The organism is Alloalcanivorax sp. C16-2, from assembly GCF_046507615.1.
In the GTDB taxonomy this organism is placed as follows: Bacteria; Pseudomonadota; Gammaproteobacteria; order Pseudomonadales; family Alcanivoracaceae; genus Alloalcanivorax; species Alloalcanivorax marinus_A.
The window spans coordinates 341,021-366,370 of the sequence record NZ_JBKFTL010000001.1 but is presented as its reverse complement, the minus strand read 5'-3'; the positions used below and the strand labels follow the sequence as shown (position 1 = coordinate 366,370).

Annotated in this window: 17 protein-coding genes; 8 read left to right on the top strand and 9 right to left on the bottom strand. The window is 65.4% G+C overall.

Translation table 11 applies throughout. The features are described from left to right. Positions 1 to 61: 61 nt before the first annotated feature. The 5 genes from phoU to ACLD02_RS01650 form a co-directional block, all read right to left on the bottom strand. On the bottom strand, positions 62 to 778 hold the full coding sequence (gene phoU / locus ACLD02_RS01670) for a phosphate signaling complex protein PhoU (protein WP_203104089.1): 717 nt from the start codon (positions 776 to 778) through the stop codon (positions 62 to 64). 25 nt (positions 779 to 803) lie between these two features. Further along, on the bottom strand, positions 804 to 1,607 hold the full coding sequence (gene pstB / locus ACLD02_RS01665) for a phosphate ABC transporter ATP-binding protein PstB (protein ID WP_410298622.1): 804 nt from the start codon (positions 1,605 to 1,607) through the stop codon (positions 804 to 806). Positions 1,608 to 1,633: 26 nt separating this feature from the next. After that, positions 1,634 to 2,995: a phosphate ABC transporter permease PstA gene (gene pstA / locus ACLD02_RS01660; RefSeq protein ID WP_238400964.1), complete on the bottom strand. Its 1,362-nt coding sequence runs from the start codon at positions 2,993 to 2,995 to the stop codon at positions 1,634 to 1,636. Continuing rightward, positions 2,995 to 4,371 (bottom strand): phosphate ABC transporter permease subunit PstC, encoded by a 1,377-nt coding sequence (gene pstC / locus ACLD02_RS01655; RefSeq protein WP_203104091.1) that lies wholly within the window; start codon positions 4,369 to 4,371, stop codon positions 2,995 to 2,997. Before pstC ends, pstA begins: the two co-directional genes overlap by 1 nt. A gap of 102 nt (positions 4,372 to 4,473) precedes the next feature. After that, positions 4,474 to 5,472: a substrate-binding domain-containing protein gene (locus tag ACLD02_RS01650; RefSeq protein ID WP_203104092.1), complete on the bottom strand. Its 999-nt coding sequence runs from the start codon at positions 5,470 to 5,472 to the stop codon at positions 4,474 to 4,476. A 362-nt stretch (positions 5,473 to 5,834) separates the two neighbouring features. Here ACLD02_RS01650 and ACLD02_RS01645 point away from each other — a divergent pair, with 362 nt between their 5' ends. The 3 genes from ACLD02_RS01645 (at position 5,835) to ACLD02_RS01635 (ending at position 8,220) form a co-directional block, all read left to right on the top strand. Next, on the top strand, positions 5,835 to 6,398 hold the full coding sequence (locus tag ACLD02_RS01645; protein ID WP_238400965.1) for a TRAP transporter small permease subunit: 564 nt from the start codon (positions 5,835 to 5,837) through the stop codon (positions 6,396 to 6,398). Next, on the top strand, positions 6,389 to 7,768 hold the full coding sequence (locus ACLD02_RS01640; protein WP_203104094.1) for a TRAP transporter large permease subunit: 1,380 nt from the start codon (positions 6,389 to 6,391) through the stop codon (positions 7,766 to 7,768). The genes ACLD02_RS01645 and ACLD02_RS01640 overlap by 10 nt, the downstream gene beginning before the upstream one ends. Before the next feature lie 62 nt (positions 7,769 to 7,830). Beyond that, on the top strand, positions 7,831 to 8,220 hold the full coding sequence (locus tag ACLD02_RS01635; protein ID WP_203104096.1) for an acyl-CoA thioesterase: 390 nt from the start codon (positions 7,831 to 7,833) through the stop codon (positions 8,218 to 8,220). A 30-nt stretch (positions 8,221 to 8,250) separates the two neighbouring features. Here ACLD02_RS01635 and ACLD02_RS01630 read toward each other — a convergent pair whose 3' ends face one another. Further along, positions 8,251 to 9,408 (bottom strand): TRAP transporter substrate-binding protein, encoded by a 1,158-nt coding sequence (locus ACLD02_RS01630; RefSeq protein WP_410297766.1) that lies wholly within the window; start codon positions 9,406 to 9,408, stop codon positions 8,251 to 8,253. Positions 9,409 to 9,471: 63 nt separating this feature from the next. Further along, positions 9,472 to 11,631 (bottom strand): DNA helicase II, encoded by a 2,160-nt coding sequence (gene uvrD, locus ACLD02_RS01625; RefSeq protein WP_203104567.1) that lies wholly within the window; start codon positions 11,629 to 11,631, stop codon positions 9,472 to 9,474. Positions 11,632 to 11,787: 156 nt separating this feature from the next. Here uvrD and ACLD02_RS01620 point away from each other — a divergent pair, with 156 nt between their 5' ends. Further along, the gene (locus ACLD02_RS01620; RefSeq protein ID WP_338015204.1) at positions 11,788 to 14,655 is read left to right on the top strand and encodes an EAL domain-containing protein; all 2,868 of its coding nucleotides are present in this window, start codon (positions 11,788 to 11,790) and stop codon (positions 14,653 to 14,655) included. Between the two features lie 15 nt (positions 14,656 to 14,670). On the opposite strand, the gene ACLD02_RS01615 is transcribed toward ACLD02_RS01620, so the two are convergent. Next, complete coding sequence (locus ACLD02_RS01615) at positions 14,671 to 15,657, bottom strand: hypothetical protein (RefSeq protein ID WP_410297765.1); 987 nt, start codon at positions 15,655 to 15,657, stop codon at positions 14,671 to 14,673. Between the two features lie 88 nt (positions 15,658 to 15,745). Between ACLD02_RS01615 and ACLD02_RS01610 the strand changes: the two genes are divergently transcribed. After that, positions 15,746 to 16,588 (top strand): metal-dependent hydrolase, encoded by an 843-nt coding sequence (locus ACLD02_RS01610; protein ID WP_203104102.1) that lies wholly within the window; start codon positions 15,746 to 15,748, stop codon positions 16,586 to 16,588. A gap of 141 nt (positions 16,589 to 16,729) precedes the next feature. Here the strand turns inward: ACLD02_RS01610 and ACLD02_RS01605 are convergent, their stop codons facing one another. Continuing rightward, a complete protein-coding gene (locus ACLD02_RS01605) occupies positions 16,730 to 19,021 on the bottom strand; it encodes a mechanosensitive ion channel domain-containing protein (protein ID WP_410297764.1) in 2,292 nt (763 codons plus the stop codon). A gap of 305 nt (positions 19,022 to 19,326) precedes the next feature. Between ACLD02_RS01605 and ACLD02_RS01600 the strand changes: the two genes are divergently transcribed. From ACLD02_RS01600 to ACLD02_RS01590, 3 genes are all read left to right on the top strand, one after another. Beyond that, entirely contained in the window at positions 19,327 to 21,057 is a 1,731-nt protein-coding gene (locus tag ACLD02_RS01600) for an SDR family oxidoreductase (RefSeq protein WP_410297763.1), read from the top strand. A gap of 70 nt (positions 21,058 to 21,127) precedes the next feature. After that, complete coding sequence (locus ACLD02_RS01595; RefSeq protein WP_203104107.1) at positions 21,128 to 21,973, top strand: MerR family transcriptional regulator; 846 nt, start codon at positions 21,128 to 21,130, stop codon at positions 21,971 to 21,973. Between the two features lie 234 nt (positions 21,974 to 22,207). Beyond that, the gene (locus tag ACLD02_RS01590; protein WP_410297762.1) at positions 22,208 to 25,333 is read left to right on the top strand and encodes a penicillin acylase family protein; all 3,126 of its coding nucleotides are present in this window, start codon (positions 22,208 to 22,210) and stop codon (positions 25,331 to 25,333) included. Positions 25,334 to 25,350: the final 17 nt, after the last annotated feature.

The following is a 25,350-nucleotide window of genomic DNA, read 5'->3' as shown; positions in this document are numbered from 1 at the left end:
CGGCGCAAGGCCGGGTCCATGAAGTTTTTATGGCAGAAAACAGCGCCATGCTACGGGTCAATCAGGTCTTTTTCACCTCTTTCTCCATCTCATCGACGGAGATATGGCGCACGTCGGTGCCCTTCACCAGGAAGATCACCTGCTCGCCGATATTGCGGGCGTGGTCGCCGATGCGCTCCAGGGCGCGCAGCGACCAGATGATGTTGAGCACCCGGGAAATGGCGCGCGGGTCTTCCATCATGAAGGTGACCAGGGCGCGCATGGCGGAGCGGTATTCCAGATCCACCTCGGAGTCCTCGGCGGCCACTTCCACCGCCTTGTCGGCATCGAAGCGGGCGAAAGCATCCAGGGTGTCGCGCAGCATGTTGCGCACATGGTTGCCGATGTGGCGCACTTCCACGTAGCCTCGCGGGGACTCGCCTTCCTCGGCCAGCTGCAACGCCATGGCGGCGATCTTGGCGGACTCGTCGCCGATACGCTCCAGGTCGGACACCGCCTTGGAGACGGCGATGATCAGGCGCAGATCCGAGGCCGCCGGATGGCGCAGGGCCAGCACCCGGGCGCATTCCTCGTCGATGAGGATTTCCTGCTGGTCGACCCGGTCCTCGGTCTGCAGCACCTTTTCGGCCAGGCCGGAGTCCGCGCGCAGCAACGCTTCCAGAGCGTCCACCACCTGCTTTTCCACCAGGCCGCCCATTTCCATGAGGCGGTTACGAATCGACTCCAGCGCTTCATTGAACTGCGAGGAGCTGTGCTGACCAAAATGCATGCGATCCATGTTTGTTCTCCTGGGAACCGCGGTATTAGCCGAAGCGGCCGGTGATGTAAGCCTCGGTGAGCTCGTGTTCCGGATTCGTGAAGACCGTCTCCGTGTCGTTCACTTCCACCAGCTCACCCAGGTGAAAATAAGCAGTGCGATGGGAAACCCGCGCCGCCTGCTGCATGGAATGGGTGACGATGGCGATGGTGTAGGACTCGGTAAGCTCGTCGATCAGTTCCTCGATCTTGGCGGTGGCAATCGGGTCCAGTGCCGAACAGGGTTCATCCATGAGAATCACCTCCGGACTCACGGCGATGGCGCGGGCGATGCACAGACGTTGCTGCTGGCCGCCGGACAGGCCGGTGCCGGGACGATCGAGACGGTCCTTGACCTCTTCCCACAGGCCGGCCTTGCGCAGGCTGCTCTCGACGATCTCATCGAGATCGTACTTACGCTTGGCAAGGCCATGCAGACGCGGGCCGTAGGCAATGTTGTCGTAGATCGACTTTGGGAACGGGTTCGGTTTCTGGAACACCATGCCCACCTTGGCGCGCAGCAACACCACGTCCAGGGACGGATCATAGATATCCTCGCCGTCCAGCGTCACCTTGCCTTCGATGCGGCAATTCTCGATGGTGTCGTTCATGCGGTTGAGGGTGCGCAGGAAGGTGGACTTACCGCAGCCGGAAGGGCCGATAAAAGCGATCACCTCATTTTCCATGATATCCAGATCGATGCCCTTGATGGCTTCGTTGTCACCATAGAACACCTTCACATCGCGGGCGCTCATCTTGGCGCCCTGGGACGCCGCGCGCTGCGATTGCCGGTCGTCATCGCGGCGCACCATTACATCCGGATCAACCATCTTCATTGTCACCACCTTGTCTCGAATTTCTTGCGCAGCCAGATGGCGAGCGCGTTGAGGGTGATCATCAGGAGCACCAGCACGATGATCGCCGCCGAGGTGCGCGCCTCGAAGAAATTGCGCATTTCATTACCCTGCCAGAGATAAATCTGGACCGGCAGGGCCGTGGATTGTTCAAACGGGGTGGCCGGGATATTGGCCACGAAGGCGTTCATGCCGATCAGCAGCAGCGGCGCCGTTTCGCCCAGCGCCTGGGCGATGCCGATGATGGAGCCGGTGAGAATGCCGGGAACCGCCAGCGGCAGCACCTGCTGGAACACCGTTTGCACCCGCGAGGCGCCCAGCGCCAGCGCCGCCTGGCGGATCGAAGGGGGCACCGCCTTGAGCGCCGAGCGGGTGGTGATGATCACCGTGGGCAGGGTCATCAGGCTCAGCACCAGCCCCCCCACCAGCGGCGCCGACAACGGCAGCCTCAGGTAGTTGATGAAGATCGAGGCACCCAGAAGACCGAACACGATGGAAGGCACCGCCGCCAGGTTGTTGATGTTCACCTCGATCAGGTCCACGAACTTGTTCTGTGGCGCGAACTCCTCCAGGTAGATGGCGCTGGCCACGCCCACCGGCACCGCCAGACAGATCACCACCATCATCATGAACAGCGAGCCCATGAAAGCGCCGGCCAGACCGGCGGAGGCCGGTGAGCTGCGCGAATCCGGGTTGGTGAACAGCACGGTGCTGAACGCCACCTTGAGGATGCCCTCGTCATGCAACTGATCGGCGATGCGACGCACTTCCGGGCTCAGTTGCAGGCGCGAGTCCGGCAGGCTGCGGTCGATGTTGCCGCGTACCCAGACATCCACCTCGGCGTCGGCGAGCAGCTTGACGGAATGGGTCTGGCCAATCAGCGACGGGTCTTCCGCGACCATGTCGCGCAGCCGGTATTTCTCGCCGTTGGTGAACAACTTGCGCAGCGAGCGCCGGTGTTCTTCCAGCTCCGGCTTGGCGGCGATCAGCGCGTCCTGCATCACCTTGTTCCAGTTGGCCATGGTGAGCCGGGTGCGCCATGACTGCTGACGTTGCTCGAAGTCCCGGGGCGATTCATCCTGCTGCCGCACCGGCGCCGGACCGACATCGAGGATCTCCGGATTGAAGTAGACGTCCAGGGTCATGCTGGACTGCCAGAACGCCGGCAGCCCCCGCGAGAAGATGCTGACGAACAGTACCGCCACGAACGCCAGGCCGATCATCACCGCCGCCAGGCCGAACATCCTGAAGCGTCTTTCCTTGGCGTGACGGCGCCGCAGACTGCTGGCCACCCGGCTCTGTATCTGATCGCGCTTGTCCGCCGCCGAATCCATCGTGCTGCTCATCAGTCGTATTGCTCCCGGTATTTACGGACGATGTACAGGGCCACCACGTTCAGGCCCAGCGTGATCACGAACAGGGTCAGGCCGAGCGCGAACGCCACCAGGGACTGCGGGCTGGCGAAGTCGGTGTCGCCGGTGAGCTGGTTGACGATCGTCACCGTCACCGTGGAGACCGCCTCGAACGGGTTGGCATGCAGAATCGGACTGTTGCCGGCGGCCAGCACCACGATCATGGTTTCACCGATGGCGCGGCTGGCGGCCAACAGGAAGGCGCCGACGATGCCGGGCAAGGCCGCCGGCAGCACCACCTGGCGGATCGTTTCCGACTTGGTGGCGCCCAGGCCCAGGGACCCGTCGCGCAGCGACTGCGGCACCTGGGTAATGATGTCGTCGGACAGCGACGACACGAACGGGATGATCATCACGCCCATCACGAAGCCGGCGGTGAGAGCGCTGGTGGAACGGACCTGGATACCCACCAGGGCACCCAGATCGGAAAAGAACGGGCCCACCACCATCAGCGCGAACACGCCGTAGACGATGGTGGGGATGCCGGCCAGCACCTCGATCACCGGTTTGGCGAACGAGCGCAACCAGCCAGGCGCGTATTCAGCCATGAAAATGGCGGTCATCAGGCCCAGCGGCACCGCCACCAGCAGGGCGATGATGCTGACCATCAAGGTACCCCAGAGCAGCGGCAGCAGGCCGAAGTCACCGTAGGCGTTGCCACCGGTGCTGCTGAAGCGGGGGTTCCAGTTGGTTCCGAAAAAAAAGTCCGTGGGCGGCACGAACGAAAAGAAGCGCATCGCCTCGCCGAACATGGAGAAGACGATGCCCACCGTGGTCAGGATCGCCACGCCGGAGCATAGCAGCAGGCCGACGTTGATCACCTTTTCCACATGATTGCGGGCGCGCATGTCGGCATGAATACGACCCCGGGCCAGGAACAGCCCGGCCAGCGCCAGGGACGCCATCACCGCGATCTTGGCCAACTCACCAATGGAGCGCAGCCGCGACAGGGTTTCCGCCGCCGCCACTTCGTAGGCGGCCGGATCACCGGCGACGCCGTAACCACTGGCGATGTCATTGAGCCGCCGCATCAGGCTATCCGCTTGTTGCGCGGTCAGGTCCGCCATCTCCGGCGGCAATTGATTGAGCACCACGGAACGGATTACCGAGGGCTCGAGCAGGGTCCAGAGGATGAATACCAACAGCGCCGGCAGGCCGCACCAAAGCGCCACCAGCCATCCGTAGTAGCCGGGGCGGGAGTTCATGCGCCCGGTGGTGTTGCGAGCGATCGCGCGGCTCCGCGTCAGACCCAGTTGATAGGCCACGCCCATCAGGATCAGGAGCAGAACGATCAGCGTCATGTTATCCATCGTGACTCCAGTAACCCGTGTTCCGATGCTTCAAGCCAGGTAAACAACGGCCCCCGTAAGCGTTTTGCCGACGGGGGCCGAGGATCGGCATGGGCGCCTATGTTACTTGCTTACGACCTTACGGTCTTCGAAGTTGGCGACCGCCTGCTCGCGCTCTTCGTCGTTGAGCGGGATCAGACCGGCTTCCTCGAGCTGGCTACCGAAACCGGATACGTCTTCGCTCAGGAAGAACTGCACGTATTCCTCGATACCCGGAATGCTGCCGATGTGCTCGCCCTTCACGTAGAAGAACAGCGGGCGGGATACCGGGTACTCGCCGGAACCGATGGTTTCCAGGCTCGGGGTCACGCCGTCGATGGTGGCCACTTTCAGGCGGTCACGGTTCTGCTCGTAGAAGCCCAGACCGAATACACCCACCGCGTCGGCCTGTGCTTGCAGACGGGCCAGGGTTTCGGTGTAGTCACCGGAGATCTCGATCACACGACCGTCCTGACGGAACTGCAGGCAGGCGTCCTCATCCTTCGCGGTGCAGCCTTCTTCCACCACTTTCTCCTCGAACACTTCACGGGTGCCGTGGTTGGAAGCCGGGATCACCAGTACGATTTCCTGATCGGGCAGGGATTTATCGATCTGCGACCAGTTGGTGTACGGGTTGGAGACCATCTTGCCGTCCTTCGGCACTTCGGCGGCGATCGCCTTGTACACGTATTCAGGCTTGAGTTTGAAGGTGCCCTTGCTGGCGTTGGAGGCGAACACGATGCCGTCGTAGCCGAAACGAACTTCCAGGATCTGTTTCACGCCGGCCTTGCCACAGCTCTCGATCTCGCTGGATTTGATCGGGCGGGACGCATTGGCGATGTCGATGGTGTTTTCACCGACGCCCTGGCAGAACTGACGCAGGCCACCGCTGGAACCGCCGGAGCCGACCACCGGGGTCTTGAACTGGAAGGCGTTGCCGAACTGCTCGGCCACGATGCTGGCGTAGGGCAGCACGGTGGAAGAACCGGCGATCTGGATGGTGTCACGGGCCATGGCCGGCGCCGCGGCGGCGGTCATGGAAGCGGCGGCGAAGGCCAAACCAAGAGCTTTCTTGAAACGCATTGTTGAATCCTCGTCTGCATCTGCGAATGGAGCGACATCGCCCTCGATGCCGCCCTTGCCCGGGCTCGCTGATCCGGATCCCCCGACGGTGCCCGGGCCAGGGGAGGTCGATTGTGGGCAAGGACCATTGCAACAATGTGACACGGTGGAACTGTGACACGGTTCGCGACGGTCGCCACCCGGTTTTCCAGTCGCGGGGCAGTATGCAACCGGCAAATGACACTAAGATGACAAATCACCCCCCGGAACCGCCGCCAACCGGCCAAAGTGATACGAAAATGACGCGCAGGCCGCGTGTTTGCTGACCTGAAGGCCCATCATCCGTATAATTCGCGCCGGACCCGGGACCCGGCGAGGCAATTTTGACTTCACGACAACAACGCATTCTGATGCGCTGGCAGCAGCGGCTGACCGCCTTTACCTGCGGGGTGGGCCATTTCTGCGCCTGGTTCGCCATGGCCATGGTGTTGCTGATGGTGCTGGTGGTGGTACTCCGCTACGGCTTTGGCATCGGCAATATCGCCCTCCAGGAGAGCATCACCTACCTGCATGGCGCCCTGTTCATGCTCGGCGCGGCCTATACCCTGGCCCTGGACGAGCATGTGCGGGTGGACGTCTTCTACCAGCACTTCAGCCCCCGCCGCAAAGCCCTGGTCAACCTGTTGGGCACCCTGTTGTTGCTGCTGCCGCTGTGCATCGCCATCTTCGCCCTGAGCTTCCAGTACGTGCTGCGCAGCTGGGCCGGGCTGGAGCGCTCCGACAACGGCGGCCTGCCGCTGGTGTTCGTGCTCAAGAGCCTGTTGCTGGCCCTGCCCGCCCTGCTCACCGTGCAAGCCGTGGCGGAGTTGATTCACAACGGCCTGACCCTGGCCGGCACCCGTGCGCCGGAGCCGGAACTGGAGGATGAGGGGGACGCATGGAGTTGATCCCCCTGCTGATGTTCCTGGCGGTGGGCGTGGTGTTGCTCAGCGGTTACCCGGTGGCGTTCTGCCTGGGTGGCGTGGCGCTGATGTTCGGCATCGGCGGGTTGCTTACCGGCCAGTTCGGTGTCTCCGAGCTGACCTTCCTGCCCGGTCGCCTGTTCGGCATCATCGAGAACACCAGCCTGATGGCGGTGCCCCTGTTCGTGTTCATGGGCGTGATGCTGGAGAAATCCAGGGTCGCGGAGCGCCTGCTGGCCAGCATGGGCCGCCTGCTGGCGGTATTCCCGGGCGGCCTGGGTCTGGCCATCGTGCTGGTGGGCACGCTGCTGGCCGCCAGCACCGGTATCGTCGGCGCCACCGTGGTCACCATGGGGCTGCTGTCGCTGCCCACCATGCTGCGCCATGGCTACAGCCCACGGCTGGCCACCGGCCTGATCTGCGCCACCGGCACCCTGGGCCAGATCATCCCACCGTCCATCGCCCTGGTGTTGCTCGGCGATGTGCTGTCCACCGCCTACCAGGAGGCCCAGCTACGCCAGGGCAACTGGTCCCTGGACACGGTGTCCGTGGGCGACCTGTTCGTGGGCGCGCTGATTCCCGGCCTGATCCTGGTGGGTCTGTACCTGCTCTATGTGCTGGCGATCAGCACCCTGCGCCCGGAAATGGCCCCCGCCATGAAACGCGAGGATGCCCGCGTCGACGGCGTGCCCGAGAGCGCTTCCCTGCTCAGCGGCCTGGTCGCGCCGCTACTGCTGATCGTGGCGGTGCTGGGCTCGATCCTCGCGGGCTACGCCACGCCCACCGAGGCCGCCGGCGTGGGCGCTTTCGGCTCGCTGCTGCTGGCCGCCCTCAACCGCCAGCTGGACAGGCATATCCTGCGCGAGACGGTGCGCGGCACCACCCGCGTCACCGCCATGGTGTTCATGATCCTGATCGGCGCCAGCCTGTTTTCCCTGGTGTTCCGCGCCTTTGGCGGCGACGAAACCGTGGCTCACCTGTTCGACGCCCTGCCCGGCGGCACCGTGGGCGCCATCCTGGTGGTGATGCTGATCGTGTTCCTGCTCGGCTTCATCCTCGACTTCATGGAGATCACCTTCGTGGTGGTGCCCATCGTCGGCCCGGTGCTGCTGGCCATGGGCGTGGACCCGGTGTGGTTGGGGGTGATGATCGCCCTGAACCTGCAGACCTCGTTCCTGACTCCGCCGTTCGGCTTCGCGCTGTTCTACCTGCGCGGGGTGACACCGCCGGAAGTGCCGACCGCGCACATCTATAAAGGCGTGATACCCTTTATCCTTATCCAACTGCTCATGCTCGGCATCCTGGCCCTTTTCCCTCAACTGGCCACCTGGCTGCCGGGCGTGCTGTATGGTTAGGACAATTATGATTCAGACAATCCCGACATCAACGCATACGACACGCATCGGATTCCAATAACATGACCAACGACGACACTCCTCGGCCGCAGGGCACCCTGGCCCTGCAAACCATCGCCATGCCGGAGAACGCCAACTGGAACGGCGACATCTTCGGCGGCTGGCTGGTTTCGCAGATGGACCTGGCCGGCGCGGTGACCGCCCGCGCCCGCGCCAAAGGCCGGGTGGCCACCGTGGCCATCGATTCCATGGCGTTCCTGCGCCCGGTGCCCGTGGGCGCCGTGGTGAGCTGCTACACGCGCATGCAGGACATCGGCCGCAGCTCCATGCAGATTCTGGTGGAGGTGTGGATCGTGGAGGACAGCGGTGAGCTGGCCAAGGTCACCGAGGGGCATTTCACCTTCGTGGCCATCGACCAGAACGGCCGCACCCGCTCGGTGCCCAGGGACTGAAAAATCGGCGCCCGAAGGGCGCCTGTCGGCTCAGGGCGTTTTCTGGCCCAGCACCATGGAACGGACGTTGAGCGCCGACTGCTCGGCCACCGCCACATAGGGCACCACCGACTCCCGGAAGCTCTTGTAGGATTCGTAGATGCGGCGCGCCTGATCGTTGCCGGCCACCAGATCCTGGATCACCTGTTCGCTGGTTTCATGCAGCTTCATCAGCACCTCGTCCGGGAAACGGCGCAGCTGGGTGCCATGCTCGTCCACCAACTGCCGCAACGCCTCCGCGTTGTGGGCGGTGAACTCGTCATAGATGTGCTGGTTTTCCGCCTCGGCGGCGCTCTTCACGATCGCCTTGAGGTCATCCGGCAGGGCCTCCCACTTGTCCTTGTTGATCATCATTTCCAGCATGGCGCCCGGCTCGGCCCAGCCCGGGTAGTAATAGTAATCGGCCACCTTGTGCAGGCCGAACGCCAGGTCGTTGTAGGGGCCGACCCAGTCGGCGGCGTCCAGGGCACCGGTCTGCATGGAGGTGAACACCTCGCCGCCGGGCATCTGAACCGGAGTGGCGCCGATGCGCTGCATGATCTCGCCGGCCAGCCCGGGGGCCCGGATCTTCAGACCCTTGATGTCCTCCAGGCTGTTTACTTCCTTGCGGAACCAGCCGCCCATCTGGGTACCGCTGTTGCCGCAGGGCAGCGGCTTGATGCCGAACTCGCCGTACAGCTCGTCCCACAGTTCCTGGCCACCGCCGAAGTTCATCCAGCTGTTGATTTCCTGGGCGGTGAGGCCAAACGGAACGGCGGTGAAGAACGGCGTGGCCGGGTGCTTGCCCTTCCAGTAATAGGAAGCGGAATGGCCCATTTCGGCGCTGCCGTCACGAACCGCGTCGAACACGCCCATGGCCGGTACCAGCTCGCCGGCACCATAGACCTTTACCTTCAGGCGGCCGCCGGACATGGCGGTGACCCGCTCGGCGAAGCGGTTGGCGCCGGTGCCCAGGCCCGGGTAGTTCTTCGGCCAGGCGGTGACCAGCTTCCACTCCATGGTCTCGGCGGCGCCGCTCCCGGCGCCGTCGGTGGCGGCACCGGCCTGGGCGGCGTCCTTGGTGGTGTTGTTGTCATCCTGGCCACAGCCGGCCAGCGCGGCGGCGCCAAGCCCCAGACCCAGGGCGGAAACGAATTTACGACGATCCATTGGTATCTCCCGATCGTATTGTTGTTGTGCGACTGGTTGTTATGCCACTGATCGCGGGTGGTGTCAGATCACTTCCAGGCGCGCGTACTGGCTGACCAGCCACTTGGTGCCGGCGCCATCGAAGTTGATTTGCAGGCGGGCGTTGGGGCCCTGGCCCTCGAAATGCAGTACCGTGCCCTCGCCGAATTTCGGATGCAGCACCCGCGCCCCCAGCACAATACCATTGGCGTCCTCCTGGCGCAGCGTCCCACCGCCACCGCCCATGGGCCGGCTGACGCCAGCACGGGCACGCACTTCCTCCACCAGTTCGCCGGGGATCTCGCGCAGGAAGCGACTCGGCGGGTTGAAGGTCTCATTGCCGTAAAGCCGGCGGCTCTCGGCATGGGTGAGATAAAGCTCGCGCATGGCGCGGGTCAGGCCCACGTAGCACAGCCGCCGCTCCTCGGCGAGCCGGGCCGGGTCCTCGGCGGACATCTGGTGCGGGAACAGCCCCTCCTCCACGCCGGAGATGAACACCACCGGAAATTCCAGACCCTTGGCGGAATGCAGGGTCATCATCTGCACCGCGTCCTCGTGGGCATCGGCCTGGCCTTCGCCGGACTCCAGAGCGGCGTGGTCCAGGAAGGCGGCCAGGGGATCGTCGTCGCCTTCCTCATCGCCGAACTGGCGGGTGGCGGAGACCAGTTCGCGCAGGTTCTCCTGGCGCTGCTGGCCCTTTTCGCCTTTCTCCTGGCCGTGGAATTCGAGCAAGCCGCTGGCGGCGATCACGTGTTCGGCGGTTTCCGCCAGATCCAGCCCGGCGGTCTCCTCGGCGAGACGGTCAACCAGTTGCAGGAACGCCAGCAGGGCGTTGCCGGCGCGGGCGCTGAGCAGGCGCTCGTTGATCATCGCCGCCGCCGCGTCCCACAGTGGCAGCGAGCGCTCCCGGGCAATCTGACGCAACGCTTCCAGGGTCTTGGCGCCAATGCCCCGGGTGGGCGTGTTGACCACCCGCTCGAAGGCGGAATCGGCGCGCCGGTTGCTCAGCAGCCGCAGGTACGACAGGGCGTTCTTGATCTCGGCGCGCTCGAAGAAACGCTGGCCACCGTAGATGCGATAGGGAATGCCGGCCTGCAGGAAGGCCTCCTCCAGCACCCGGGACTGGGCGTTGGAGCGGTACAGTACCGCCATTTCCCGGCGAGCCATGCCCTCCTGGGCCAGGCTTTCCACCTTGGCGGCGATAAAGCGGGCCTCGTCCACCTCGTTGAAACCGGCGTATACGCGGATCGGTTCACCGTGCCCGCCGTCGGTCCAGAGCTCCTTGCCGAGGCGGTCGCTGTTATGGCTGATCACCGCGTTGGCGGCCTGCAGGATGGTGCCCGTGGAGCGGTAGTTCTGCTCCAGACGAATGGTGCGGGTGTCCGGGAAGTCGCGGCTGAATTTGTGAATGTTCTCGATCTTGGCGCCGCGCCAGCCGTAGATCGACTGATCGTCGTCGCCAACGATGGTGACCGAGTTGCCGGCACCGGCCAGCAGCCGCAGCCATGCATACTGGATAGCATTGGTGTCCTGGAATTCGTCCACCAGAAGGTGGCGGAAGCGGCGCTGGTAATGGCCTCGCAGGTCATCGTTGTCGCGGAACAGCTCCAGCACCCGCAGCAGCATCTCGTTGAAATCCACCAACCCGCCCCGGGCACAGGCATCCTCATAGGCCTGGTAGATGCTCTGCATGGTCTTAAGAAAAAGGTCGCCCTCGCCGATATCCATATGAGCGGCGCGCAAACCCTCGTCTTTCTGGCCGTTGATGAACCAGGTGGCCTGACGATGGGGCCAGCGCTGCTCGTCGAGGCCCAGCTCGCGAATCACCCGGCGGACCAGGCGCTGCTGGTCCTCGGCATCGAGGATCTCGAAGTTCTGGGGCAGCCCGGCTTCCTGCCAGTGCGCCCGCAACAGGCGATGGGCAATGCCGTGGAAGGTGCCCACCCACATGCCGCCGGCGGGCATGTCCAGAAGCTGTTCGATACGGCCACGCATTTCAGCGGCGGCCTTGTTGGTGAAAGTCACCGCCAGCACGCCGAACGGCGACGCCTGGCCAGTGGCGATTTGCCAGGCAATGCGGTGCACAAGGACCCGCGTTTTGCCTGAGCCGGCGCCGGCCAGCACCAGCAGGTGCGGGTCCTCGGCGGTCACGGCGTCACGCTGGGCGGGGTTGAGGCCTTCGATCAGGGGGGTCACGTCATCCATGGCGCCGAAGTTTATCAGAACCGCCGCCCGGACGCGGCAGATGTGAACGGTAACTCGCAATCCGGTTTCCCTCAGCGATGGGGCTGGGTAAACTGCCAAACAAAAAGCCGGCGCGCCCCGCGAGCGGCGCCCGAGGCCACGAGCCTGGAAGAATCTGTGTCGACGTCATCCGAGCCACATACCAGCAAGCAGCAGAAGGCGGTGATCCGCGCTCAGTGCCAGCACCTGACCACCGGTGTGAAGAGCATGAACGTGCTGGAATCCCTCGCCGTCGTGGCCGTGCTGTGGGCGTACTGGAGTACCCCGGTGCCGCGCTTCTCGCTGGTGGCCTGGACGGTGGCGGTGCTGAGCCTGGTGGCGGTACGGCTGGGCTGGTTGCTGGTCTCCCGGGCCGGCTACGGTAATGGTCCCGGGGATCTGTGGCGGGTGTCGCTGTCGATTCTGACCAGCGCGGTGTGCATGGGCGCCGCCGGATTCCTGTTCAACCCCACCGACACCATTCTGTCGGAATCCATGCTCTACGCGCAGTTGACCATGAGCAGCCTGGGCACCGGCCTGAGCATCCTGGCGCTGGCCGCCTATAGCAGCCACCTGCCCACCGTGCTGCTCTATCAGACTTGCTTGCTGGGGCCGGCCTGCGTGCAACTGGTGCTCACCCACGATAATGAGCCGGCCCTGGCCGCCATGTTGCTGGCGACCCTGGGGTTTCTGTTCATCACCGCGCGCCGTATCAACCAGACCACCCACCAGGCCCTGGATCTGCAGACCAGCAATACCGCCCTGATCGACTACCTGGATCGCGCCCGGGCCAACGCCGAGGCCCTCAACGAGAAGCTCGCCGAGGAGATCATGGAGCGCAAGGAGGCGCGCCGCCGCCTGCAGGAGGCCAACGACCGCCTGGAATCCATGGTCAGCGATCGTACCCATGCCCTGGAGCAGGCCAACAAGGAACTCAGCGCCACCGGCGAGCGCCTGCAGCTGGCCCTGGACGCCAGCAATATCGGCCTGTGGGACTGGGATCTGCAGACCGGCACCAACTATCACACCAATTTCGACCGCATTCTTGGCTACGAGAGCGAATACTTCCGCAACTTCTTCGGCGATCTCCAGCAGTTGGTGCACCCGGACGATTTCCCCAATATCCGCCGCGCCATGGTGGCCCACTTCAAGGGCGAGACCGACCGCTACCACGCCCTCTACCGGCTGCGCCACGCCAAGGGCCCCTGGTGCTGGATCGAGGACGAAGGCCGGGTGGTGGAGTGGAGCGACAACGGCCGCGCATTACGCATGATCGGCACCCGCCGGGACATCACCGCCACCCGCGAGGCCCAGGAACAACAGCGGCTCGCGGCCACCGTGTTCGAGAACGCCCCGGAGGGCATTTTCATTCTCGATCGCCATTTCCGTTTCCTGGCGGTGAATGCCCGCTTCGAGCAAATCACCGGCTTCCGCGAGTCGGAGGTACTGGGCCTGACCATGACCGACAACCCGCACATGGAACGCAACCGGGATGTCTACCGCAGCATCACCCTGGCCCTGCGCCGCACCGGTTTCTGGGAAGGCGAGATCAGCGAGCGGCGCCGCAATGGCGAGCCGTTCCCCGAGTGGCTGCAGATCAGCAGCGTGCTGGATGAGAAGCAGCGGGTGATTCGCTACGTGGGCATGCTTTCGGATCTGACCTCGCGAAAGGAAACCGAGGAGCGGGTGCAGTTCCTCTCCAATTACGACCGTCTTACCGGCCTGCCCAACCGCACCCTGTTCCGCGAACGCCTGCAGCGCGCCCTGACCCTGGCGCGGCTCAACCGCGAAAAAGCCGCCCTGCTTATGATCGACCTGGACCGCTTCAAACCGATCAACGAAAGCCTGGGCCATGAAATCGGCGACCGGTTGCTCAAGCAAGCCGCCGAGCGCATCTGCTCCTGCGGCGTCAACGATGAAAACCTGGCCCGGGTGGGCGGCGACGAATTCACCCTGGTGCTGGAGGACTGCGGCGGCGAGTCCCAGATTGGCGTGCTCTGCCAGAAGTTGATCAACATGATGAAGAAGCCGTTCCTGATCGACGGCCACGAGCTGCTACTGGGCGCCAGCATTGGCATCAGCGTGTTCCCGAGCACCGCCCAGGAAGCCCAGGCGATGATCAACCAGGCGGAAATGGCGGTGCACCAGGCCAAGCGCGGCGGCGGCAATAACTTCCAGTTCTACCGCATGGGCATGCAGATGGCCTCGGTGGAACAGCTGGCCCTGGAAACCAGCCTGCGCAAGGCGATCTTCAAGAACGAATTCGTGGTGCATTACCAGCCGAAAATGGACCTGGCCAGCGACACCATTTCCTCGGTGGAGGCCCTGGTGCGTTGGCAGCACCCGACCATGGGCCTGCTGCCGCCCTCGGAATTCATCCCCCTGGCGGAGGAATCCGGGTTGATTTCCGCCATCGGCGAGCTGGTGCTGGAACGCTCCTGCCGCCAGGCAAGACAGTGGCACCGGCGTGGCCTGGGCGATATCCGCGTGTCGGTGAACCTGTCCGCTCACCAGTTCCGCAAGGGCAACCTGGCGGACGTGGTGGACCGCATTCTGCACCTCACCGAGCTGCCCGCCCACCTGCTGGAGCTGGAACTCACCGAAAGCCTGATCATGGAAGACATGGAGCAGAACATCGCGCTGCTGGAGCGATTACGCGAACGGGGCGTGGGGCTGTCCCTGGATGATTTCGGCACCGGCTATTCGTCGCTGAACTACCTGAAACGCTTCCCCGTGGACACCCTCAAGATCGACCGCACCTTCATCACCGACCTGGACCACAGCTCCGAGGACGCGGCCATCACCCGGGCCATCATCGACATGGCGCACAGCCTCAGCATGAGCGTGGTGGCGGAGGGGGTGGAAACCGAACAGCACCTGAACATCCTGCGCGACATGGGCTGCGACAGCATCCAGGGTTACCTGATCAGCCGCCCGGTGGCGGAGGATCAGCTACTCACCCTGCTCAAGCACCAGCATCACCAGGCCAGTGACGGGCCGGCCTGAGGCGGCCGAAGACCGCTAGGCGCCCAGGATCGCCAGAGTCTCCGGCTTGGCGAAGAACGGCGCCAGATGCCGGCGCAGCCAGTTCTCCAGCATGCCCCGCTCGCGCAGTACCCGCACCGCCGGTGGCCCGAAACGCAGCGCGTCATCGAGCAGTTGCTCCCGGGTCAGCCCCACCTCGTCAATCAGCTCGCGCAAGGTGTGCTCGCCGTACTTGTCGAAGAACGCGGTGACGCCGGTGTCCAGCAGGGTGGCGAAATAATCGCTGTGGCGGAAATCCCGCCAGAAGTCGTAACCGATCACGAACAATTCCTGGATGTCCTCGCTGTCGAGCAGGTCACGCAGGTCGCGCAGCGGTCGTTCGGCGAAGTCCTGCCAGGCCACCAGCACCAGATCGCGCAACCCGTCCAGGTTGTCGTCGCTGTACAGCCACGGGTCCGCCAGCAGCGCCGCCATCCGCTCCTGCAGCCAATCCTGCAGCCGCAACTCCAGGCTCGCCCGCCAACGCTCCGGCACGCGCCGACCGAGTAGCCCCCGCACCGACTCCGGCACACCCTGGTGGAACCAGGTTTTCAGGCCCAGCTGGGTGCCACCGGCCAGCACCGCCAGCAACACCGGGTTGCTGCTCAGCCAGCCGATGCCGCGCCGGGACAGGGGAATTTCCAGGGCCTTGTCCACCAGTGCCGTCACCGTGGCCTCATCCACCACCTCGCCGATGCGGCGCTCGCCCTGAATACCCTGATCGTAGAATCGCTCCACCATCTCCCCCACCAGCTCCGGGATACCACCACCCAACTCGGTGCCAACCGCGTACTTGCGGGCGGTATCCAGAATCTGGTCGGCGCTCACCACCTCGTTGAGGGTCAGAGCCCCGGCCTGCTCAAGCAGAAAATCCAGTTCCGCCTCCAGCCAGCCATCGAGCCGGTCCGGGTCCAGGGTCTCCTGGAAATGGGCCACCAGGGCATCAAGTAAACGATCCGCCTTACTTTGTTTATTAGCCGTCACGACATTCCTTCCTTTACGTAAAGCCAAGCGTCTATCGCGGCCAGAATGTATCATTGATCAATGTAACAATCACGAGAGGTACAGAACCATGGCGATCAACATTCTCCCCACGCGCCGCAACCTGCGCTTCAAGTTGGACGCCAGCAAGGCACTGTCCTGGCATCGGGACGGGCGCAACGTGAGTCAGTTCCTGAACACCCTGAGCCTGTTCTTCCCGGTGGGCGAACGCTTTTTCATCGACAGCGTGCGCCACTATCGTAACCTCGTCCAGGACCCGGACCTGAAAGCGGCGGTGACCGCGTTCATCGGTCAGGAGGCCATGCACGGCCGCGAGCACGAGGAATACAACCAATACGTCAACGATGCCGGCGTGCCGGTCGCCGCCCAGGAAAAACTGGTGGCCGCCCTGCTGGCGAGCATCCAGAAATCCACGCCCAAGGCGTTCCAGCTTTCCGGTACCGTGGCCCTGGAGCACCTCACCGCCATTCTCGCCGATGGCCTGCTGAGTCTGCCGGACATTCTCGAGGGCGCCGACGAGGGCTACAAGGCCCTGTGGAACTGGCACGCTCTGGAGGAAACCGAACACAAGGCGGTGGCATTCGATGTTTACCAGCTCGCGGTGGGCACCGATGACCAGGCTTCCGCCTATGCACTGCGCTGCTTCGCCCTGGTGCTTTCCACCAGCGTGTTCTTCGCCCTGTTCCTGCCGTTCTACCTGCACAACGTACGGGTCAGTGGCGGCCTGTTCGACCGCCAGGGCTGGCGCGCGGTCTGGCGCCACAGCCTGGGCCGTCGGGGCATCTTCCGCTACACCGCCAAGGCCTGGCTGGACTGGTTCAAACCGGGATTCCACCCCTGGGACCACGACAACCGCCAGTTCCTGGAGCAGTTCGACGAACTGGTGGCCCACGCCTTGAAGGACGCGGCCTGACCGCGACGGTTCACTTTCCCCCGGTGATCGTCCCCCCCGGCGATCCCGTTTTCCAAGCCGGCTCACGCCGGCTTTTTTTGTTCATCGCGCGCGACGCTACCTCCATAGCGTAACGGCCCGGATGGAGAGGGCAAACTCGGATCAGCGACCACCGTCCTGGGTATCCACCACCCTGCCGTCGCCGAGCAGGCGCACATTGGCGGCCGGCGCGGAGCCGTCCTTGTCCTCGCCGAAGTACAGCGTGGTGTGCGGGAACGGGATCTCGATGCCGGCCTCGTCGAAGTACTTCTTGACCAGCCGGTTATAGGCACGGCCCACCGCCCACTGCATGCCCGGGGACGCCTTGATCACCACGCGGATGTTCACCGAGCTGTCGGCCAGGGCGGTGACGCCGGCCACCGTCAGCGGCGCCAGGATGTGCTCCTTCATGGGCCCTTCCTTGAGCTCCTCGAAGGCCGCCTCCAACTGCACGATGGCGTCATCGATGCTCTCGCGATAGGCGATGCCGTACTCACCCACATGGTTGCCGAATTCGCGGGTGTAATTGGACACCGCGCCCACCGCCGAGAACGGCACGATGTGATAGGTGCCGGCCAGATCGCGCATGGCCACCGAGCGGATGCCGACCCGCTCGACGGTGCCGGAATTGCCGCCGGCGCTGACGAAATCGCCGGTGTTCATGGCGTTCTCGAGCTGAATGAAGACACCGGTGATCACATCCTGAACCAGCTTCTGGGCGCCGAAACCCACCGCCAGGCCAAGCACGCCGGCGCCGGCGATCAGCGGCGCGATATCAATGCCGATCTCGGAGAGCACGATCATCGAGGTCATGATGATGATGGCGATGGCAAGGGTGGTATGAAACAGGCCCATCAGAGTTTCGGCACGGGCCGCCGCGGCCGGGTCGGCGCCCTCCTTGGGGCTGAGCTTGTGCTCAAGCAGGCTGGCCAACCCGATCCAGACCAGGGCCGCCACCGCCAGGATCACCAGCACGTCGATCACCGCGCTTACGGTGCGACCGCCGGCCTCGGAGGCATACCAGGCGGCCAGGTCATAGACCCGCCAGGCGTCCAGCACCAGCACCGCCACCAGCACCAGCAGCAGGGCGCGGATGATCTTCAGCCCGGTGGGCACATAGGTATTCACCCGGGCCTGCAGACGCGGCATGGCCGTGTTGAGGCGCTCCGAAAGATGGATCTGCTTGCCGATCAACTGACTGAGCACCACGGAAATCAACAGACCCAGACCGGCGTAGACCACCGTCAGCAGGGTCGCCATGGCCACGAAGGGCAACGCCGACTCCGGGTCCACCACCGTCACCGCGAACACCAGCACCGCATAGGCCAGGGCCAGTACGTGCCAGAGGCGGCCCAGCAGCCTCAACAGCAAGGCGCCGGGACCGGAACCTTGCTCGGCACGGGCGAACAGGCGGTCACGCAGGACGGTGCGTTTGCGGAGGATCACCGCCACCGCGTAAATCAGCGCCAGCAGCATGATCAGGGTACCCACGCCGGAACCCAGCGTCGGCGACAGGTTGAAATTCAATACCGGCACCAGTACCAGCATGCCGTAACCGATGAAACCCGCCAGGCTGGCCAGGAAGCGGTTGCAATAGCGCGCCTGATCGGCGGCCACCGGCACCAGGCGCAGCCCTTCATAGCCGGAGGAAAACAGCATGCGCAGGCCGGCCTTGAACAACTCCACCACCAGGAAGGCATTGAGGAACAGGGCCAGACGGGTGGCGTCGGCGTTCACCTCGTTGACCAGCAACGACGACACGAAGCCACCGGCCAGATAGGCCAGCGCCACCACCACCACATCGACGAGGGCGGCCACCGCCACGGCCATGATGGTGCGCAACATGGCGAACTTTTCCGAGCCACGCAGAGCCCAGCCACTCAGAGCCCGGAATGAGGGGCGCGCCACCGCGCGCAACACCAGGAACACCAGGAAGGTGGTGATCACCAGAATCGCCAGGTTGACCGCGGCGGCGCCGGCTTCCTGCATGTCCACCGGCGCCAGGCCGGCGCGTTCGTCGACCGCCTCGCCGGCGCCGAACAGCCCGCCCAGAGCGGCCCCCAGCGCGGCGAACTGGTCGCCCATGTTGGCGGCCAGATGGCCGGTGGTGGCAGCCATGCGGCGGGCGAAGGAAACCTGTTCAGGGCGCTGGTTACTGGGCGCTTCGGCGGCGATGTCCGCCGGCGGCGGCGTGCCTTCCGGCGCCGGAGACGGTTCCGTGCGGGCCGCCTCCAGGTGGCGCAATTCCTCGATCAGGGCGGTGCGCGATGCCTCGTCCTCAAGCAGGTTCGCCAGGGTACCGTAGGCCGGCCCGGCGTCGGTCGCCGGTTCCGCCAGCGCCGGCGGCGCGAACATCAGGATCAGCAGGGACAGCAGGCCGGCGAGGCCCGCGCACAGTAGACGGTGTGTAGGCACGCTTACCCTCCTCATTTTTCAACGGTACGCCTTGCGGAGCGTGATTCCGGGGGGACCCTAAGCAGGCCGGCGGCATCATCGGGTGAAGGCCACGGCAAGGAGCGGTCGCGAACGATGCCCCGATACAGGGCACAACGAGAACACAACCGCCCCTCACGGGGCTCCCACCAGAAGGTAAAAGAGCGCAAAATTGACATCGGCCAATGGCTCATTCACGGTCGCACCCCGGCGCACCGGCGAATGGTCGCCCGGCGCCCAGCCCGCAGAATGGGCCCTCACGCCGGTAACGCGAAAGAGGATCAATGATGGATCAGTGGCAACACCGCACGGTGATTCGCGACGGGATCAATCTGGCCGTGCGGGGTCGTGGCGACCCCGCCGCGCCCACGGTGCTGTGCGTGCATGGTTACCCGGACACCGGCGAGGTGTGGGACGCCCTGGCCGATGCCCTCGGCAATGGCTACCGCGTGGTCACCTATGATGTGCGCGGCGCCGGTGCCTCCTCCGCCCCCCGCCCCCTGGCCGCCTACCGCCTGGCCGAACTGCGCGACGATCTGTTCGCGGTAATCGACGCCCTGAGTCCGGAGCGCCCGGTGCACCTGGTCGCCCATGACTGGGGCTCGATCCAGAGCTGGGAGGCGGTCACCGAGCCCGGCGCGGAGCGCCGTATCGCCTCCTATACCACGCTGTCCGGCCCCTGCCTGGACCATGTCGGGCAAAGTCTGCGCGCCGCCGGCGACCCGCTGGCCAGCCTGCGACAACTGGCCAAGAGCTGGTACATCGGCGCCTTTCATCTGCCAGGACTGGCGCCGCTGGCCTGGAAGCTGGGCCTGGGCGACGCCTGGCCCGGCGTGCTGCGCCGCACCGAGGGCGTGAAGGCCAGCCCCAGCGCCACCCAGAGCCGCGACGGCGCCCAGGGCGTGGCACTGTACCGCGCCAACATGCTGCCGCGTCTGCTGCGCCCCCGGGAACGCCGCACCAATATCCCGGTGCAACTGATGGTGGCGCGCCGCGACCGGTATGTGGGGCCGGGTTTGCTGGAGAACCTGCCGGAGTGGACCAGCCGGCTGTGGCGCCGGGAGCTGAACACCGGTCACTGGGGCCCGCTGCTGACCCACGCCCCGGTGACCGCCGACTATCTCAAGGAATTCATCGCCCACGTGGAAGGCGCGCCGGAGAGCGCCCGTCTGGCCCGGGCCCGGGTACGCGCCGATGCCGGCCCGGACGCCGGCAAACTAGTGGTGATCACCGGCGCCGGCTCCGGCATCGGCCGGGAAACCGCCCTGGCGTTCGGCGAGCGCGGCGCCACCGTGCTGTGCACCGATATTGATCCGGATTCGGCGGCGGCCACCGCCGAGGCGGTACGGCAGGCCGGCGGCACCGCGCTGAGCCGCAAGACCGACGTGGCCAACGCCCGCTCCATGGAAGCGCTGGCCCGCTACGTGGAGCGCGAACTGGGCGCGCCGGACGTGGTGGTCAACAACGCCGGCATTGGCCTGGCCGGGCCGCTGCTGGACACCAGCGTGCAGGACTGGAAGCAGGTGCTGGACGTGAATCTGTGGGGCGTGATCCACGGCTGCCGGCTGTTCGGCCGGCAGATGATCGATCAGGTCAAGGCCGGGCATATCGTCAATGTGTCATCGGCCTCCGCCTATCTGCCGTCCCGGGCATTGCCCGCCTATGCCACCAGCAAGTCGGCGGTGCTGATGCTCACCGAGTGCCTGCGCGCGGAACTGGCGGAACAGGGCATCGGCGTTTCCGCGATCTGCCCGGGCCTGATCGACACCCCGATCACCGGTCGCGCCCGCTTCGTCGGCGTCGACGAAGAGGAGCAAAGCCGCCGCCGCGAAGCGGCGCAGCGCCTTTACCGGCGCCGGGGGTTCACCCCGGACCGGGTGGCCCGGGCAATCGTTGGCGCGGTGCGGGACAACCTGGCCGAGGTGCCGGTAAGCGTGGAGGCCAGCGGCATGCGCTGGCTGGGCCGGCTGGCGCCACCGCTGGCCCGGCGCCTGGCGCGGCTGGACGTGGCGCCGTGAACCGGCATCCCGCCCATGGGTCGCCACGCCGTTCGTGGCGCGTGAAGACGAACCGGTCTATGATTTCGGCATGACTGCTTCCCGCAAATCCCCGGCGGCCATCCTGCGCCGCCTGACCCAGAATGCTCCGGATACCCCGGAGGTGGATCAGGCGCTCCGGGAGCGCCAGGAATTCACCATCGACAAGCTGGCCCGCGAGGCCGGCTCGACGGTGCGCAACGTGCGCGCCTACCAGGACCGGGGCCTGCTGCCGCCGCCGGAGAAGCGCGGCCGCACCGGCATTTACACCGACGTGCATCTGGCGCGGCTGAAAATCATCGGCGCCCTGCTGGAGCGCGGCTACACGCTCAACAATATCCGCGACCTGCTCAGCGCCTGGGAAGAAGGCCGCGACCTCAATGATATTCTCGGCCTGGAGGTGGCGGTGACCTCCTGGCAAAACCCCAGTGTGCCCTCCTACCTGGACTACCAGGATCTGATCGACGATTTCGGCGAGGACATCACCCCCGAGGTGATGACCAAGGCGGTGACGCTGGGCTACATCATCCCCGAGGGCACGCGCCTGCGGGTGCCCTACCCGCGCATCTACAACGCCGGCAAGGAGCTGGTGGAAAACGGCGTGCCCCTGGACGCCGTACTCACCCATGTACGCCTGGTGCGCGGTGAAGTGGACAAGCTCGCCGAGCGCTTCATCGACATGATCGTCGAGCATCTGGTGGACGAAAAATACGGCCCCAACAGCCTGCCGGAAGGCGACGACGTGGCCCGGCTGGCGGAGTTCATCACCCGTATCCGCCCGCTTGCCGAAGCGGTGGTCAACGACGAGCTGGGCCGGGTGCTGGAAAAGAGCATCAACAAGGTGCTGGTGGACCGGCTCGAGAACGTGCTCGACCATCTGGAACGCAAGCAACCCTGATCAACGCCGATCACGGCTGAAGCCGCTCCTTCGAATCGGAGCATTCCTTAGTAGGAGCGCCTTCAGCCGCGATGCCTCGCCGACAATCCCCTCTTGATTCCTGCCCCGGGTATTACAACCGGTAGCGTTTCGCTGCACTTTTGTTGCACTGCCTCCCCTTCCTCGCACGTTCGTGCAAATCTGATCAGTCCATAACCAACTCCCTCCCTGAAAAACAAGAAATCCGGAGGCACTATGAAAATATCCACATTATTGTTCGGGCTGATCCTGGTGGGCCTGCTGACCGCCTGTGGCGGAGGCGGTGGAGGTGGCGGGGGCGCCGACCCCCAGCCCAACGAACCCGATCCCCAGGAGCCCGAACAGCCCCAGGAACCGGAGGAGCCGGCCCTGCCCGAGGACCGCCCGGCAACGGTAAGCGCCCCCTACGCGGATTATGGCCGGGTGCTCAACATCCTCCCCCCGGGTCAGGACGACAACGGTGGCCTGAGCAACCTGACCGCCGACATTCCCGGGCTGTCGGACCTGATCAGCGGTCTGCTCGACGACCTGGTGGCGGAGACCGGCCTGGTACCGGCGCTCACCAAGGAACCTCACTTCGACGACCAATTGGGCCTGTACGACGCCCTGGTACGCAGCCCGGAGGGGCTCACCGACAACGATCTGACCGGCTACTTCAAGTCGGCGCCATTGAGCGCCCCGGACGGCGGCGCCTGGGAAAGCGAGATCACGGTCAGCGGCGAGGGCCGCACCGTGACCATCAAGCGCGACGACTACGGCGTGCCGCACATTTTCGGTGACAGCCGCGCCAACGCTCTGTTCGGCGTTGGCTACGTGACCGCCGCGGACCGCCTGTTCCTGCTCGACGTGTTGCGCCGCGCCGGGCGCGGTGAACTGTCCCGCTTCCTGGGCCCGGCGGATTTCTCCTTCGACCGCGATATTGCCGTCGACGCGCCTTACCGGGAAGAAGACCGCACCGCCCAGATCGCCAACACCGTGGCCCGCTTCGGCGACGACGGGGCCCAGGTCTACCAGGACGCGGTTCACTACGTGGAAGGGCTTAACAACTACGTGGCCAAGGTACAGAGCGGCCTGCTGGAAGCGCCCATCGAATATCTGGGCCTGGGCGTGCAACTGGAGCCGTTCGTCATCGAGGACGTGGTGGCCATCGCCACCCTGATCCAGGGCATCTTCGCCGGCGGTGGCGGCAACGAGCAGGCCAATGTGCTGCTGCTCCAGGCGTTGCGCCAGGAAACCGGCTCCGACCAGGCCGCTTGTGATCTGTGGCGGGATTTGCGCCATGCCACCGATGCGGATTCAACGGTCACCACCGACCGCTCTTTCGCTACCCAGTCACCACCGGCCATTGATCAGGATCTGTGCCCGCTGTCCGGCGAGCTGGCGGGACGCTTCCCCGGCGCGGTGCTGTTCGACGCCGGCACCTGGCAGCCCTACGAACCCCTGACCACCGCCCCCTGTGGCCGGCCCGGCCAGGACACCTGCCCCACGGCGGCGGGCAACCTGCCGGCGCTGCCCGGCACCGGCGTGGTGGGCGGCCTGCTGGAGGCGGTGGGAGATCTGCTCGGCGGCCTGTTGTCGCTGTCGTCCCTGGACGACGGCGAGCTGGCGGCACGCTGGGCGCGCGTGCGCATCGAGGTGGACCGGCTGGGCCACGACCAGCCGGCGGCGAGCCCGGCACCGGGGGCGCTCAGCGACGAACAACGCCTGGCCGTGCGCGAACGCGTGCAACGGCTGGCCACCGGCGTGGCCGGTCTGCGCGAGGGCTTCCCCAACGCCATTTCCAACGCCCTGCTGCTGACCGCCGAACACAGTGCCAGCGGTCGGCCACTGGCGGTATTCGGCCCGCAAACCAGCTATTTCGTGCCGCAACTGCTGCTGGAAATGTCGGTGCATGGCGGCGACATCAATACCCGGGGCATGACCTTCACCGGCCTGCCCTATGTGGTGATCGGTCGTGGCCCGGATTTCGCCTGGAGCGCCACGTCGGGCAGCTCCGACCTCACCGACGTGCGCGCGGTATCGCTGTGCCAGCCCGCCGAACCGCCGGCCCACGGCGAAGGCGGCTACCGGGTGAACGGACAATGCCAGCCCTTCGACGTGATCGAGGACAGCTGGCCGGCGCGCTGGAACCTGGCGGTGCCCACCGACGACCCGGCCAGCATCGGGCAGAACTTCGCCGTGCACCGGCGCGTGATCCGCACCGCCGAATACGGCCCGGTGATCGGCTTCGCCGCCGTCGGCGGCCAGCCGGTGGCCCTGACCCGGCAGCGCAGCACCTATTTCGCCGAGCTGGATACCGCCCTGCCGTTCATGCAGGCCACCCGCAACGACGTCCACGACGTGCGCAGCTTCCAGGAGGTCTTCAACAACACCACCGGCAGTTTCAACTGGTTCTACATCGACGACCGCGACATTGCCTTTTTCCATTCCGGCCTCTATCCGCAACGGGCACCGGGCGTGCATCCGGAACTGCCCAGTTGGGGCAACGGGCAATTCGACTGGCGTGGTTTCCTGCCCCTGGAGGCGCACCCCAACGACGCCAATCCGGCACGCGGCTACCTGGCGAGCTGGAACAATCGCCCGGCCCGGGACTGGTGGGCCGCCGACGCCAACGCCAGCTACGGCCCCACCCATCGCAACGACATGCTGGAAGTCCGCCTGAGCGACCTGGTGGATCAAGGCGGCGTGACCCTGGCCAACCTGGTGGAGGCCATGGGCGACGCGGCGGTGGTGGACCTGCGTGGCCAGGAGGTGCTGCCGCGCGCGCTTGATCTGCTGGAAACCACGCCGCTTACCGGCGACGAAGCCTCGGTGCTGGAGCTGATGCGTGACTGGGTCGCCGGCGGCGCCTTCCGGCGCGACCGGGACGGCGACGGCGACTACGACGCGGAAGCGGCGGTGGCGCTGATGGACGCCTGGTATCCGCGCATGATCGACGCCCTGCTGCCCCAGCTCACCGCCGTGGAGGACGTGGGCGGCCACAACCGCTCACTGATGGGCCGCGACAACAAGCCCGGGAACATGGGCTCGGCATACCAAAGCGGCTACTACGGCTACCTGGAGCGGGTGCTGGAGCAAGCGCTGGGTACCAGCGAAACGCCCTACCGGGCCTTGCGTTGCGCCGACAGCGAGCAGGTGGAAAGCTGCCGCCAGGCCCTCGCCCGGAGCCTGAGCCAGGCCCTGGATGACCTGGGCGGGCTGGCCAACCTGGACAACTGGGACGTGGACGAAAGCGCCGACAACATCCAGCACCGGGCCATCGGCCTGTCGTCGGTGCCGGGTATTCACTGGCAGAACCGGCCCACCTTCCAGCAGGTGGTGGAGTTCACCAACCATCGATAGATAGCGGCCTGGCGGCC